At 74.4% G+C, this 15,421-nt stretch carries 5 protein-coding genes; 1 reads left to right on the top strand and 4 read right to left on the bottom strand.

The features are described from left to right. The first annotated feature begins 56 nt into the window (after positions 1 to 56). A complete protein-coding gene (locus AC0T5L_RS15950; protein ID WP_476166273.1) occupies positions 57 to 2,834 on the top strand; it encodes an AAA family ATPase in 2,778 nt (925 codons plus the stop codon). Positions 2,835 to 2,893: 59 nt separating this feature from the next. Here the strand turns inward: AC0T5L_RS15950 and AC0T5L_RS15945 are convergent, their stop codons facing one another. The 4 genes from AC0T5L_RS15945 to AC0T5L_RS15930 form a co-directional block, all read right to left on the bottom strand. Further along, complete coding sequence (locus tag AC0T5L_RS15945) at positions 2,894 to 3,337, bottom strand: SRPBCC family protein (RefSeq protein WP_476166272.1); 444 nt, start codon at positions 3,335 to 3,337, stop codon at positions 2,894 to 2,896. Between the two features lie 69 nt (positions 3,338 to 3,406). Beyond that, on the bottom strand, positions 3,407 to 4,177 hold the full coding sequence (locus tag AC0T5L_RS15940; RefSeq protein ID WP_476166271.1) for a thioesterase II family protein: 771 nt from the start codon (positions 4,175 to 4,177) through the stop codon (positions 3,407 to 3,409). Next, a complete protein-coding gene (locus tag AC0T5L_RS15935; protein WP_476166270.1) occupies positions 4,174 to 6,558 on the bottom strand; it encodes a beta-ketoacyl synthase N-terminal-like domain-containing protein in 2,385 nt (794 codons plus the stop codon). The genes AC0T5L_RS15940 and AC0T5L_RS15935 overlap by 4 nt, the downstream gene beginning before the upstream one ends. 8 nt (positions 6,559 to 6,566) lie before the next feature. Next, the gene (locus AC0T5L_RS15930) at positions 6,567 to 15,410 is read right to left on the bottom strand and encodes an SDR family NAD(P)-dependent oxidoreductase (protein WP_476166269.1); all 8,844 of its coding nucleotides are present in this window, start codon (positions 15,408 to 15,410) and stop codon (positions 6,567 to 6,569) included. Positions 15,411 to 15,421: the final 11 nt, after the last annotated feature.

Raw genomic sequence — 15,421 nt, 5'->3', positions numbered from 1 at the left:
CCTGCCCGGCCTGAAGGCCGGGGCCTTCTCCGGGAGGACAGGTGAACGAGGAACCGATGCATCTTGTCCAGCGCGAGCACGAACGCGCCCTCATCCGTAGCCTCTACGCCGAGTGCTCGACGGGCAAAGGCCAGATCGTCCACATCACCGGACCGACGGCCTCCGGAAAGTCAGTGCTGTTGGACGACTTCGTCGGCCACGTGGCGGCCTCGGGAGGGATGCACATCCCCGCCAGCGGTGCACGCGGAGAACAGGACCTGCCCCTCGGCCTCCTCAACCAGATCATGGTCGCCGCGGGGCTGTCCCCCATCGCTCTGGAGGGCAAGCAGGCTCTGGAGCTTCCCCGGGCCGCTCTGCCGCCCTGGTTGGTCCTGCACCTGGAGGAGCTGTGCCGTGAAATGAGACGCACGGCCGCGGACACGCCCCTGACCGTGCACGTCGACGACGCCCACCTGGCCGACGTTCCCTCCGTCCGCTGCCTGCTGTACGTCCTGCGGCGCATGCGCCGGGCGTCGGTCATGACGGTCGTCACGGAGCGTCTGCCGACACGCGGATGCGCCGCCGAGTACCTCGCGGAGTTGGCGTGGCTGCCGCAGAGCACCCAGATCCGGCTCGCCCCGCTGGGTGAGGCGGACGTGCGGGAGTTCCTGTCCGGGTACTTCACCGAGTCCGATGACGGGGCCGCCGCCGACCTGGTGCGGATCACAGGGGGCGTACCCGGCCTCGTGAAGGCCGTGTTGGAGGACCACCTCGGCACCACGGGGCGCGTACCCCGGAACGGACCCCCGACCGGGCTCAAGCCGGGCGAGTCCTACCGCGTCGCCTTCGTCGAGTACCTGCACCGCCACGGGCCCTCCGCCACGGAACTGGCCAAGATCCTCGCGGTCATGAGCGAGACCGAGGCGCGGGGCGAGTCGCTTCCCTACCTCCTGGCCCGCTGGCGGGAGGCGGGGAGCACGCTGCAACGGCTCCGAATGGCGGGGCTCCTGGACTCGGACGGGTTCCGCCACCCCGAGGCACAGGCCGCGGTGCTGGATCTGATGGGACCCGACGAGCGGGCCGAGACACACCTGTGGTGCGCCCAGTCGCTGTACGAGCACGGCGCGCCGGCCGCCCGGATCGCGCGTCACCTGCGGGCCACCGAGTACGTGGCCGACCCGTGGGCGGTCCCGCTGCTGTGCACGGCCGCCGAGCAGGCCATGGCACACGGGGACCTCGCGTTCGCGATCGACTGCCTCACCTCCGCCTCGGCGTTCTGCACCGACGAGGAGGCCAAACCCCGGATCGCGCTGGCACTGGCCGCGGCACTGTGGCGGGTGGACCCCGAGGCCGCGGCCCGGCACCTTCTGCGGCTCACCGACAACGCTCTCGCCGGCCGGCTTCCCGCGTGCGAGCTGTACGCGCTGCTGCGCGGCCTGCTGTGGGCGGGGCACCGTGTGGAGGTGGAGAGGGTGCTGCGCGGCCTACCGGCGTCCGTACGCGGGGACCCGGAACCCACCGCCGCGGTCGAGGCCCGCATCACCCGGGCGGTGTGCGCGTCCACCCACCCGGAGCTGACCTCCCTCGTCCCCGAGCCCGGAGGCGTCGGGGCGCCCGGCGACACCCCGAGCATCGCCATCCCGATACTGCGGCTCAACGGGGCGGAGTCACTGACCACCGCCCTGAGCGGGGAGGACGACCGCTCCGCGACGGACAGGGCGGAGGAGGTCCTGACCAACGCCGGGCTCGGCGAGCACATGGTGGAGTCGGTGTTCGCGGCGCTCTTCGCGCTGATCTACACCGACCGGCTCGACCGGGCCGCCTACTGGAGCGAGTCGCTCGTCAACGCGCAGGACCGCTCCCCGCTCTGGCGCGGCCAGGCCCACATGCTGCGTGCCGGCGTCGCGCTGCGGACCGGTGACCTGGGCGTCGCACGGCACCACGCGGAAACCGCCCTGTCGACGCTGTCCATGCCCGGTTGGGGCGCGGTGATCGGCCTGCTGCTGGGAGATCTGCTCCTGGTCGCCGAAGCTACCGGCGACCGGCGGGAGGCCGCCCGTGTGCTGGCCGAGCCGGTGGCCGAGGATGTCTTCCGGTCCCGTTTCGGCCTGCACTACCTGTACGCCCGCGGTCACCACCACCTCAACGCCGGGCGGGTCCAGAGCGCCCTGGCCGACTTCTGTGTCTGCGGCGAGCTGATGACGAAGTGGAAACTGGACACCCCCTCCCTGGTGCCGTGGCGGGGCGGTGCCGCGCGGGCCCACCTGCGCCTCGGTGAGCTCCGATCGGCACGGAGGCTGGTGGTGGAGCAGGAGGCCCTGGCCGCCCCGGACCGCCCGCGCACGCGGGGCGTCGTCCTGCGGGACCTGGCCGCCGTCCTGCCGCTCGAAGAACAGGTGCCGGTGCTGGAGGAGGCCGTCCACGTGCTGGACCGCGCCCCCGACGCCCTGGAGGCGGCACGGGCGCGCCTGGACCTGGCCGACACGCGTGAGTCTCTGGGCGAGGGCGCCGAAGCCGTGTGCCTGCGTGCGAGGGCACGCCGTTCCCTAGCCGAGCACAGCGCTCCGCTGTCCGAGGAGCGCGGCGGATCCGTCCTCCTCCCCGCACCGGATGCGGGTGCCCGGGCCGGTGTCCGCGTACGCCCGCACCCGGCCGCGCCCGAACTCACCAGGGCGGAGTCCCGGGTGGCGGTGCTCGCCGCCAAGGGGCTGACGAACCGGCAGATCTCATCCAGCCTGCACATCACGGTCAGCACCGTGGAGCAGCACCTGACCCGGATCTACCGCAAGTTCGACATCACCGAGCGGCAGCGGATCTCGGACGTTCTCCCCCAGGACCGCGACATGGTGCGCTGAGCCCGTCCCCGTCACAGCGGTGCACGCGGCCGGCCGCGTGCACCGGGCGGGGATACGTGTCAGTCGTTGGCGGCGGCGCGGGATTCGACCAGCTCCTTCAGAGCACGGTTCATGTCGCGGAAGCCCTGTTCGGTGCGCTTCAGGGTGCCCTTGACCAGGGGGACCAGGAGGCCGGTGAAGGTCTCCTTGTGTGTCAGGGCGGTCCCGCCGCCGGAGGGCTCCAGACGGAACTCGTGCACGGCGCGGGCCAGCCAGGCGGCCCCGACGGTTCCCTCCCAGCACAGCGCCCGTCCGGGAACGACCTCGGTGATCACCGGGGTGTGGCTGCTCTTGCTGCCGTCGGGCAGGACCATCCGGAACGAGATGCGCTCACCGACGGTGGCCGTGCCCTCGACGGCGACGATGAGGGGGTTCCACTCCCGGAAGCGTCCCAGCTCGGACAGGGTCTGCCACACCTGCTCGGGTGTGGCGTCGATGGTCTCGCGGGTCTCAATGACGTGCATCGGGGCTTCCTTCGTTGGTACGGCTCCGCGCGGTGCGCGGCCGGATTCGGTGTCAGGGAGTGTTTCGGCCTAGGCCCGGCCGACGGATTCGAGCGCGGCGGCGCGGATGTCGGCGGCCAGTTCGCGGGCCAGACGGCCCGGCCCGTGGTCGACGAAGTAGAAGTGTCCTCCCGGCAGGGTGCGTCGGGTGAAGGCGGCGCTGGTCTCGTTCCTCCAGTCGGATACGGCCTCGGGCGGTGCCCAGGGGTCGGTGTCGCCCGCGTAGGCGGCCACCGGGCAGGTCAGGGGCACTCGGTCGGCGGCCGGCCGGTAGGAGCCGACCGCGCCCAGGTCGGCGCGGACCAGCCGCAGGAAGCGTCGGCGGAACTCGGGGACCTCGGCCACCCGGTCCGGCAGCCCTCCGCCCACGGAGTCCAGGGAGGCGAGCAGGGCGGCGTCGTCGAGCTCGTGGATGCCGCGGGTCCCGCTGGCGGGGAGGCCGGGCGCGGCCCGGCCCGAGACCCCCAGCCACAGGGGCTGGCGGCCCCGCGCGGTGAGGGCGCGCGCGGTCTCGAAGGCGACGACCGCGCCCAGGCTGTGGCCGAACAGGGCGAAGGGCCCCTCGGGTTCCCGCTCCAGTTCGGCGACCGCCCGCCCGACCATCCGCGGTATGTCACCGACGGGTTCCTCCGAGCGTCGGCGTCCGTGGCCGGGAAGGTCGTACAGGACCGGGTCCCAGTCCTCGGGAAGTTCGCGCGCGAGGGGGAAGAAGCTGGCCGCGGACCCTCCGGCGTGGTGGAACACGAACAGGCGCAGGTCGGCGTCCCGCTGTCCGCGGGGGCGTGTGAAGGGGGGCGTCATCCGGCCTGCCCCTGTCCGGACCGGGCCTGCACGGCCTCCACGACGCGGTCGGCCATGTCCTCGACGAGCGTGCCGACCGTCGCCTCGATGTCGAAGCCGTCCAACGGGAGTTCGCACCCGAAGCGCTGTTCGGCGCTGGTGAGCAGCGTCATCGCGGTGAAGGAGTCGCCGCCCACCTCCAGGAACCCGGTGGCGGGATCCACCGCCTCCTCGGCTTGGAGGACCGTGGCGCACTCGGCGAAGAGGAAGGCGGTGATCTCGGCACGGTCGGCGCCGTCCCCGGCGGCGGGGGCCTCCTCCCCGACCCGTGCCGTCGCGGGCGCCGCCTCGGGCCGGGGCTCGTCGATCCAGTAGCGCCGCCGTTGGAAGGCGTAGGTGGGCACGTCGGGGTCGAACGGGATTCCCGCTGGGCGCAGCGCCGCCATGTCCAGATCCGCTCCGGCGGTGTACAGGGCGGCCAGGGCGTCGAGGAAGGCGGCGGCGCAGGTGCCGGGCCCGGTGGTCAGCAGTGGGTGCGTGCGGCCGTTCCACTCCAGGGCGGCGGTGTGCTCGGGGGTGTCGGCGTGTTCGGCGACCGTGCGCAGGCCGAGGCCGGCGAGGGCCGCGACCAGCGCGGCGGCCGGATCGGTCCCGGGTCCGTCGCCGGGGACCAGTCCGGGCAGTGCCGTGGCCAGGGAGCGGACCGCCGTGGTGAGGGTGCCGGTGTCCCGGGTCAGCCGCAGGGTCACCGTACGGCCCACGGTGTCGTCGGGCTGTCCGGCTTCCAGCGCGGCGCGCAGGTTGGCGGCCAGTTCGGCGGCGTCGGCGCCGGTGGCGGCGATCCTGTGGGTGAAGTCCGCACGGCCGCAGCGCAGTGTGTGGCAGGCCGAGGCCAGGTGCTTGCTCTCGACCAGGTGGTCGCCGACACGCTCGACGAGCTCGGCCAGCGCGGCGCGGTCGCGGGCCGAGACGGTGACCAGTTCACGGCGGTCGGGTCGGGGTTGGAGATCGTGCGGGCGCGCGGGCGGCGCGGCCAACAGGGCGTGGGCGTTGGTGCCGCTCAGCCCGAAGGCGCTGACCCCGGCGACGGGTGCGTGGGTCGACCAGGGGCGGATCCGGTCGGGCACGTCCAGGTTCACCTTGTCCCAGGGGATGTGCGGGTTGAGGGGGCCGTCCTCGCTTCCGCGCGCCGCGGGGACGGCGCCGTTGCGGAGCATGAGGACGAGTTTGATCAGCGCGGCCGCGCCGGAGGCGGCCTCCAGGTGGCCCAGGCGGGCCTTGACGCTGCCGACCATCAGCGGTTCGTCCCGCTCGGCCCGGCCGTAGACCTCCTGGAGCGCGCCCGCCTCGATGGGGTCGCCCAGGGAGGTGCCGGTGCCGTGCGCCTCGACGTAGGAGACCTCCTCGGGGCGCAGCCCGGAGTCGGTCAGGGCGGAGCGGATGACCTCCTGCTGGGCGGGGCCGTTGGGCACGGTCAGCCCGGAGGAGGCGCCGTCGTGGTTGACGGCGCTGCCGCGCAGCACGGCCAGGACGGGGCGTCCCTCCCGTTCGGCGTCGTCCAGGCGCATCAGGACCAGGGCGCCCACGCCCTCGCCCCGGCCGTAGCCGTCGGCGTCGGCCAGGAAGGGCTTGCTGCGGCCGTCGGGCGCCAGGGCCCGGCTCCGGCACAGCGAGACCATCAGCTCCGGGGAGAAGATGGCGTTGGCGCCGCCGACCAGGGCGTAGCGGCACTCGCCCCGGCGCAGGCTCCGGGCGGCGTAGTGCAGCGCCACCAGGGAGGAGGAGCAGGCGGTGTCCACGCTCATCGCCGGGCCGGACAGGTCCAGGGCGTAGGAGACGCGTCCGGCCGCGAATGCGTGGCCGCCGCCGGTCCCGTAGTAGGGGTCGATGTCCTTCAGGTCGGCACCGCGTGCGAGCCGGTCGGTGTACTCGGCGGCCATGATGCCCACGAAGACGCCCGCGTTGAGACGGTCGCCGCGCCGGATCGCGATCCCGGCCCGTTCCATGGCCTCCCAGGAGACCTCCAGCATCAGGCGCTGCTGGGGGTCGAGGGCCTCGGCCTCGCGCCGGGAGATCCCGAAGAAGGCGGCGTCGAACCCGGCGGGGTCGTCGAGCAGGGCCGCCTTGGACACGTAGGAGGTGCCGGGTCGGTCCGTGTCCGGGTCGTGCACGGAGCGCAGGCCGACCCGGTCCTCGGGGAACTCGCGGGCGGCGTTGCCCTCACCGTTCAGGAAGTCCCAGTAGCCGTCGGGGGTGGTGAGGCCCCCGGGCAGGCGCAGGCCGGTGCCGACGACGGCCAGCGGGGCCCTGTCCCGCTCCTTGAGCTCACGTATCTGGTCCTTGAGCCTCCGGGTGAGTGTGAGTTGTTCCTCCACGAGGCTGCGCAGATCGTTCTCTTCCACGGTCTTCCTCACTCTTCGCTCATCAGCTCGGCGCGGGCGGCCGCGACGAGGTCGTCTGTGCTCAGCTCGGACAGGTTTCCGGCCGGTGCGTCGGTCCCGGGAGCGGGCGGCACCGGCGCGGGGGCCGCGCTGGGCAGCCGCTGGTCGACGTAGCGGGCCATCGCCCCGACGGTGGGATGGTCGAGGCCGACGGTGGAGGGCAGGTCGAGGTCGAGTGCGTGGGACAGGCGTCCGCGCAGGTCGATGACCATGATCGAGTCCATGCCCAGGTCGGCGAAGCCATCCTGGTCGGTGACACCGCCGGTGGATCCCATGACGTCCTCGGCCGCCTCCCGGACGGCGTCGCGCAGGAGTTCCAGGCGGTCCTCGCCCTCCGCTCCGGCGACGCGGGCGCGCAACCACCCGCGTTCCGACCCGCCGTCGGAGCCCGTGGCGGCTCCGGCCCCGACGAGTTCGGCGACCAGGTGGGCCGCCGGGTGGGAGCCCAGGCGTTCGGCGTAGCGGGTGAAGTCGGCGGCGACGGCCACCACCGCGGCGGTGTCGCCCGGGACGGCGGCCGCCAGTACGGGCCAGGCGTCCTGGTCGGTGAGCGGTCGCAGTCCGGCGCGTTCGGCGGCCGCACGCGCCTGGGCGTCGGCGGCCAGGCCGCCTCTGCCCTCGGGCTCCCAGGGGCCCCAGGCCACCGCGGTCGCGGGAACGCCGCGTGCACGCAGTGCCGACGCCAGGCCGTTGAGGTAGCCGTTGGCGGCGGCGTAGTTGGCCTGTCCCGCCGCTCCCAAGACCGAGGACACCGAGGAGAACAGCACCAGGGAGCGCAGCGGCTGGTCGGCGGTCGCCTCGGCGAGCCGGTCGGCGCCCTCGGCCTTGGCGGTGAAGACTCCGCGGAAGGCGTCCTCGTCCAACTGGTGGAAGGCGCCGTCCCGGGTGCTCCCGGCCAGGTGGAACACGTGGTGGAGGGGGCCGCCGGTGGTCGCCTCGGCCACCGCGCGGGCGCAGTCGCCGGGCTCGGTGACACTGCCCGCGACCACGCGGACGGTGGTACCGCCAGCGGTGAGCCGGTCGATGACCGCGCGGGCGGCCGCGTCGGGCGCGGAGCGGGCCATGAGGGTGATGTCCTCGACGCCGCGCCCCGCCAACCAGCGGGCCACGCTCAGTCCCAGCGCGCCCAGGCCGCCGGTGACCAGTGCGGTTCCGCCGTCAGCGACGGTCTCCTCTGGGTCGGCGTCCTTGGAGACGAGCCGTGCGGTGTGAACGCCGTCGGGGGTGACCCGCAGGCGGGTTCCCGTGGGCGCGTCCAGGCGCGCGGCCAGGGCCTTCGCCGCCTCCGCGCTCCCGGCGCCGTCGGCGAGGGTGACCCGGAGCAGGCGGCGGCCGGTGTCCTCGGCCTCCAGCGCGGTGAGCATGCCCCACAGGGCTTCCCGCACCGGCGCCTGCTCGTCGGCCCCGTCGGCCAGGACCGCGTAGGTCGTGCCCGTGCGCGCCTGGCGCAGGGTGGCGGCCAGGTCGAGGACGGCGGCCAGGCACGCCTCGGCCGAGGTGTCGGGGATGTGGGCGAACCGGGCGTCGACGACCAGCTCGCCGCGCGGGGCGCCACCGTCCCCGGTGACGGTGATCCCGGCCTCGGTCAGGGCGCCCTCCAGGTCGCTCCCGGCCCCGGCCCCGTGCAGGACCGTCGCGGTGGTACCCGGAGCGGGGGCCGCCTCGGCCGTGTCCGCCCGCCACTCGACGGTGTGCAGGTGGTCGCCGCGCAGTCCGCGCTGGAGGACCTCCCGGGGCGCGTGGCGGACGCGGAAGCGGTCGGCGGTCATGAGGGTGTCACCGTCGTCGGTGAACATGTGCAGGTCGGCGACCTCGACCCGGAGCCGTCCGTTGGGCAGCTCGGCGGCTTCGCGTACCCGCACGTGGCCCCACAGCTCGGCGCCGGGGCGGGCGCGGGAGGGGAAGGACAGCCGGTCCGCGGCGAAGGGGATCGCCAGCGAGGAAGCCTCGTCGGCGCGGATGTCGACCATGAACCCGGCGATGCTCTGGAAGCAGGAGTCGATCAGGCCCGGGTAGAGCTCGTAGTCGGCGGGGTCGTCGGGCAGTTCGGGAGTGCGGTAGCGCACGAGGGCCTCCTCGCCGCGGATCCAGACTCCGTCGATCCACCTGAACGAGGGGCCGAGGGTGTAGCCGAGGCCGCGGAAGTAGGTGTAGAAGCCCTCTCCGTCGATGTGGCGCTCGGCCTCGGAGACGAAGGCCGCGGTGTCCGGGCGCTCGGGTGCGGGCGTGTCCTCGTCGGTGGCGATCCGCGCCGACACGTGCTCCTGCCAGGTGGTCCCCCGGCCGCCGACCAGGCTCTGGACGCTGAGCGCGGGACGCTCGCCCTCGCCGACCACGAGCTGGACGTCGTAGCGCTCGTGGTCGTCGATGACCAGGGCGCGCGGGCACAGCAGGTCGGTCAGGCCCAGGGGCTTGCCGTCCCCGGCCAGGGCGGACAGCGTGGTGGCCAGGTGGGAGGCCGCCGGTGTCACGACCGTCCCGTAGAGGCGGTGGTCGGTGAGGTAGCGGGGGAAGTCCGCGGACCGGTGGAAGGCGAAGGCCCGACCGATGAGGGCCGGCGAGCGCACCTCCCTGCCCCAGTGCCGCACCTCCTCGGGCGTGTTCCCGCCGGAACGTGCCGTCCTCCGTTCGACGGCGGCCCAGTACGGGGTGGTGTCGAAGGGGTAGAGCGGGACGCCCTCCGCACGGGTGCGGGCGGCGGGCTGAAGGGCGTTCCAGTCGAGGTCCTGGCCGAGTTCGTAGAGTTCAGCGGCGGCGCCGAGCAGTACGTCGCGCTCGCCGGCGCCCCTGCGCATCGACGCCACCAGGGCGGGGCGGCCCTCGGCCGTGCCCGCTGCCCGCACCAGGCCGAGGAGCGTGCGCCCGGGGCCGATCTCCAGGTAGGCGTCCACGTCCTGGGATGCGAGGGCACGCGCGCCCTCGTGGAACAGGACCGGTCGGCGCACGTGCCGCCGCCAGTACTCGGCGGTGTACTGGTCGGGTCCGGCCAGGTCTCCGGTGACGTTGGCGATCACGGGGATCTGGGGCCGGGCGAAGTCCATCGGGGCCAGGACCTCGGTGAAGTCGTCGAGCATCGGCTCCATGAGGCGGGAGTGGAAGGCGTGCGAGACGGTGAGCGCGCGGGCTTTGGCTCCCGTCCGCCTGACCTGCTCGGCGAAGGCCTCCACCCTGTCGGGGGCTCCCGCGACCACGACCGACTCCGGGCCGTTGACCGCGGCCACGTCCAGGCCGGTGCCCTCGACCAGTTCCCGGACGCGGGTGGCGGGGAGCGTGACCGAGAGCATGGCGCCGGGCTCGGTGGCCTGCATGAGCTCGGCACGGTTGCGGATGAGGCGCATCCCGTCCTCCAACCCGAGGACCCCGGCGTGCACGGCGGCGGTGACCTCGCCGACGCTGTGTCCCATGACCGCGACCGCCTGGACCCCCCAGGACTCCCAGAGAGCGGCCAGGGCCAGTTCCAGCGCGACGAGCGCGGGCTGGGTGACGCGGGTCTGGTTGATGAGGCCGGGGTCGGCGGAGCCGAACATCAGGTCGGTGAGCGAGGCGCCGAGGGAGCCGTCCAGGGCCTCGTCGCAGCGGTCGACGACGTCGGCGAACACCGGCTCGGTCCCGTACAGTTCGCGGCCCATACCGAAGTACTGGCTGCCCTGTCCGGAGAACAGGAACGCCACGCGGGGTGCCCGGCCGGCGGCACGGCCCCCGTGGGGCCGGGCCAGGGCCTCGCGCAACCCGGCGGCACCGGTGCCGAGGACGGCGCGGCGTACGGGCAGGTGGGCGCGTCCGGCTCCGGCGACGGCGGCCAGGGCGGGTACCTCGTCGTCGGTGGCGGCGGCCAGGCGCTCCCGCCAGGCGTCGGAGAGGCGGTCGAGTCCGTCGGTGCCGTGCGCGGACAGGGGCAGTACCACCCGGGTGGCCTCGGCCGGGTCCGCCGGTGGGGCCGGAGGCGCCTCCTCCACGATCAGGTGGGCGTTGGTACCGCTGAACCCGAACCCGGACACCCCCGCCAGGCGCGGCCGGGAACCCGTCCTCCAAACGGTCGGCTCGGTGACCACGCGTGCGTTCAGCCGGTCCCACGGCACGTGCGGATTGGGTTCGGCGCAGTGCAGGCTGCTCGGGATCGTGCCCTCGCGCAGCGCCAGGACGGTCTTGAACAGGGCCGCCATGCCGGAGGCGGACTCGGCGTGGCCGATGTTGCTCTTGACGGAACCGAGCAGCAGCGGGCGCTCGGCCTCCCGGCCGCGTCCCAGGACGTTCCACGCGGCCTCGACCTCGATGGGGTCGCCCAACGAGGTCCCGGTGCCGTGCGCCTCCAGGTAGTCGACGTCGGCTCCGCTGACCTCGGCGTCGGCCAGTGCCGCGCTGATCACGGCCTCCTGGGCTCGTCCGCTGGGGGCGGTCAGTCCGGTGGAGGCGCCGTCCTGATTGACGGCGCTGCCGCGCAGCACGGCCAGGATCCGGTCGCCGTCCCGCCGGGCGTCGGAGAGCCGTTTGAGGACCACGGCGCCGCAGCCCTCCGCGCGGCCGAACCCGTCGGCGTCGGCGGAGAAGGTCTTGCACCGGCCGTCGGGGGCGAGCATGTGGGCACGGCTGGTGGCGGCTGTGCAGGTCGGATCGGTGATGACGTTGGCGCCGCCGACGATCATCCGATCGGACTCGCCGGTGCGCAGTGACCGCACGGCCAGGTGCAGGGCGACCAGGGAGGAGGAGCAGGCGGTGTCGACGGCGAACGCGGGCCCGTTGAGTCCGAGCAGGTAGGAGATGCGTCCGGCGGCCGCGTTGAGCGCGGTCCCGGTACCGAAGTAGGCGTCCACCCCGTCGGGGCCGCCGCGTTCCAGGACGCGGGCGTAGTCGGAGTTGGACAGCCCCACGATGACGCCGGTGCGGGTGCCGCCCAGCACGGACGGAGGGGTGCCCGAGTCCTCCAGGGCGTGCCACGCCGACTGGAGTAGCAGCCGGTGCTGCGGGTCCATGCTCTGGGCCTCGCGGGCGGGGACGCCGAAGAACGGGGCGTCGAACCCGGCTATGTCGGAGAGGAAGCCGCCCCGGTCGGTGGTGAGGCCGCCCGGGTCGAACTCGGCGCCCTCCCACCGGTGGGCGGGGATGGGCGCGGTCGCGTCGCGGCCGTGGCTGAGCAGGTCCCACAGCTGTCCGGTGTCGTCGGCGCCCGGGAATCGGCCGGCCATGCCCACGATGGCGACGGGCCCGCCGGCCCCCGTGGTGGTCGGCGCCGCCGTCTCCCGCTCGCCGCCGGTGCGCGCTGCGGCGCGCGGAACCGGTACCCGCGGCGCCGCGGGTTCGGAGCCGTCTCCGCGGATCCGCCCGTACAGGTGGGCGGCGAGCCGCTCGATCGTGGAGTGGTCGAACACCTCGGAGATCTCCACGGTCACGCCGAGCTCGGAGGACAGCCTCTGGACGAGGTCGACCGCCATCACAGAGTCCATCCCCAGGTCGTAGAACCCGGTGTCGGTGCGCAGCGCCCCGGCGTCGGCGTGGCCGAGGACGTCGGCCAGGACGGCCGCGGTGTAGCGCCGGGTCTCGTCGACGCGGGTGCGTTCGGGCACGGCCATGATGCGGGAGGCTGCCTCCGCGTGGGCCCTGCCCTCCTGGCCGCGGGCTGGTGCGACCTCGTTGAACAGGGCGCGTTCGCGCCGTGCGGCCATGACCCGGGTGAAGCGGTCCCACTCCACGGGACAGACCAGCAGGTGCGGGTCGCCTCCGGGGCCCCGTGCGGTCAGGGACGCGGCGCCCCGGGCGGGGGCGATGTCGCTGAGCCCGGTGTCGGCCAGGGCCGCGCGGGACTCCCCGTCGGCCATGCCGTCCAGGCCCCAGAGCCCGAAGGCCAGGCTCACGGCGGGCAGCCCCGCGGCGGCCCTGTGGGCGGCGAGGGCGTCGATTCCGGCGTTGGCGGCGGCGTAGGCGGCGTATCCGTCGCTGCCCCACTGGGCGGAGGCCGAGGAGGCCAGGAGGAAGAAGTCCGGTGCGTGGTCGCGGCTGAGCAGGGACAGCCACCAGGCTCCGGAGTACTTGCCGCGCAGGGCCGTGGCGAAGTCCTCGGCGCCGATCAGTCCGATCGGGCGCCTGGGCAGGCTGCCCGCGCAGTGCACGATGCCGCCCAGGGCGGGCATGGGGCGCAGGGCCTCTCCGGCGTGCGTGATGACCGACGGGGCGTCGCAGTCCGCCGCGAGGTAGGAGGCCTCGACCCCGTCGCGGCTGAGCCGGTCCAGGAGGCCGACGGCGGCGGCGCCGAGTTCCTCGCCCGGGCGGCGTCCCAGGAGCAGAAGGTGTCGGGCGCCGCGTTCGACGAGGTTCTCGGTGACGGCGCGGCCGACTCCGCCGAGGCCGCCGGTGACCAGGTAGGTGGCGTCGGGGCGGACCGGCAGTTCCGGATGGTAGTCCTCGGGAGCGGGCACCAGCCGGGGCACGAGGGCGGCGCCGTCCCGGACGGCCGCCGTGTCCTCGCCGCGAACGTCCAGGACCAGGTCCAGCAGGGCCCGGGCGTCGTCGGGGGCGGATGCGGCGGGCAGGTCGACGGTTCCGCCCCACACCTCGCCCAGTTCGAGGCCGAGGGAGGCCGCGAGTCCGTTGAGCAGGCCGTGGGGCCCGGCGACGACGGTCTCGGCCCCGGTGACGCGGCGGCTGGCCCGGGTGAGGACGTGGGCGCGGTCGCCGGGTACGCCGCGCGCGGCCAGGGTCCGGACCTCCTCCGTGACCGCGGCGCACAGCAGCGCGCCCTCGTCGGCGATGTCGCGGTCGGCGTCGGGGGCCTCGGGCAGGGGACGTGCGGTGTGGGCGAGGAGCAGGGTGACCGGTCCGGCCTCGGGCAGGGGACCCTCGCTCCAGCCCGGGGGAAGCTGGCCGCTCCCCGCCGGGCCGAGGACACGGCCCGTGAGACCGCGTTCGCGGGCGGCGGTGAGGACCTCGCGCAGGGTGTCGGTGTCGTCCCCCGCGAGGACGAGCGTGCGGCCGGTGTGGTCGCCCTCGTCTCCGGGGCCGGCCTCCCGCCAGCGCAGGCTGTGCGCGGGAACTGGTGCGTTCCCCGCCTCCTCACCCGGCGTCTCGGCCTCCGCCACGGGGGCGGCCTGGACCTCGGGCGCGTGCCGTTCGCGGTGCCAGGGGTAGGCGGGCAGATCGGCCACGTTGCGGGGCAGGCCGGTGAGGCCGGGGTCGGCGGTGTTGCCGGGGTCGTCGACGACCTCCACCAGATCCGAGCCCCGTCCCTCCGAGACCGCCCGCAGGGCGGCCTCGGCCTGGGCCGGGTCGGTGGCGCGCACACGAGCGCGGACGCGGTGGCGGAACCGGCCCTCGGTCAGGGTGTAGGCGAAGGCCGCGTATCCGGCCTGGTCCCCGGGCACCTCGGCGATCAGGGCGGCGGCCATGTCGCGCAGTGCCTCGGGGCCGGCGGCGGCCAACTCGAACCCGGGGACGTGCTCGGGGGCCCCGGGCCGCTCCGTGTCCGGTTCGGCCGGGCCGACGATGACGTGGGCGTTGGTGCCCGACATGCCGAAGGAGCTGATCCCGGCGTAGGCACCGGTGCCGCCGCCGGCCCAGGGCAGGGTCTCGGTGGGCAGGACGATGCCGGTGCCCTCCACGTCGACGCGGGGGTTGAGGGTGGTGAAGTTGGCCAGCGGGGTGACCTTGCCCCGGTGCAGGCAGGCGATGGCCTTGAGTACACCGGCCACGCCCGCGGCGGCCTCCAGGTGGCCGATGTTGTTCTTGAGTGCGCCGACCCGCAGCGGCGCGCCGCCGTTGGAGCGGGCCAGGGCCTCGGCGATCGCCTCCATCTCGATGGGATCGCCCAGGGAGGTCCCGGTGCCGTGCGTCTCGACCAGGCCGATGTCGGCGGGGGTCAGGCCCGCGTTGGCCAGGGCCTGTCGGATGACGTCGACCTGGGCGAGGACGTTGGGCGCGGTGAACCCGGTGGAGCGGCCGTCCTGGTTGACGGCGGAGCCGCGCAGCACGGACATGACGCGGTCGCCGTCGGCGACCGCGCGGTCCAGGCGCTTGAGCACCACCACACCGCATCCCTCACCGCGGCCGAAGCCGTTGGCGCGGGCGTCGAAGGCCTTGCAACGGCCGTCGGGGGCCAGCGAACCGGTCCGCTGGATGGTGCGGGTCGAGCGCGGCGACATGATGACGCTGACTCCGCCCGCCAGGGCGACGTCGCACTCACCGGTGCGCAGCGCCTGCGCGGCCTGGTGCATCGCGACCAGGGAGGAGGAGCACGCGGTGTCCACGGCGATCGCCGGGCCGGTCAGGCCCAACGCGTAGGAGACGCGCCCCGCGGCGAAGCAGTGGCCGCTGCCGGTGGACCAGTAGGCGTCGGCCTCGTCTCCGCTCCAGTCGCGGTAGTCCTCCTGGCTGCCGGTGATGCCCATGTAGACACCGGTGCGTACGCCCGTCAGCCGGTCGGGCGGCAGCGCGGCGTGTTCCAGCGCCTCCCAGGCCACCTCCAGCAGCAGCCTGTGCTGGGGGTCCATCGCCCGGGACTCGCGGGGGCTGATCCCGAAGAAGCCCGCGTCGAAGTCCAGGACCCCGTCCAGGAACCCGGCCCGGTCGACGGTGGAGTCCCAGCCGTCGGCGAAGGGCGCCCTGCGGGAGGCGGGCACGGGGCCCACGGCGTCCCGACCGGTGCTCACCAGGTCCCAGAGTCCGTCCAGGTCGCGGACGCCGCCGGGCAGGCGCATCCCCGCGCCGACGACGGCCACGGGCTGGTCGTCCTTCTCCTGGGCGAGTTGGGCCTTGAGCTGTCGGATCGTGTCCATCGCACGGCTCAGGGGGGTGGGGCCGCCCGGCCGTCCGCTCGGTTCGTTCATCGCGTTCGTCC

Source organism: Nocardiopsis sp. TRM 82005, assembly GCF_056312425.1.
This window is presented reverse-complemented; position numbering and strand designations above follow the sequence as displayed.

Bases quoted from the DNA above. Each gene is read 5' to 3' on its own strand.
- AC0T5L_RS15950 (WP_476166273.1), top strand. From the start codon at position 57: ATGCATCTTGTCCAGCGCGAGCACGAACGCGCCCTCATCCGTAGCCTC.
- AC0T5L_RS15945 (WP_476166272.1), bottom strand. From the start codon at position 3,337: ATGCACGTCATTGAGACCCGCGAGACCATCGACGCCACACCCGAGCAG.
- AC0T5L_RS15940 (WP_476166271.1), bottom strand. From the start codon at position 4,177: ATGACGCCCCCCTTCACACGCCCCCGCGGACAGCGGGACGCCGACCTG.
- AC0T5L_RS15930 (WP_476166269.1), bottom strand. From the start codon at position 15,410: ATGAACGAACCGAGCGGACGGCCGGGCGGCCCCACCCCCCTGAGCCGT.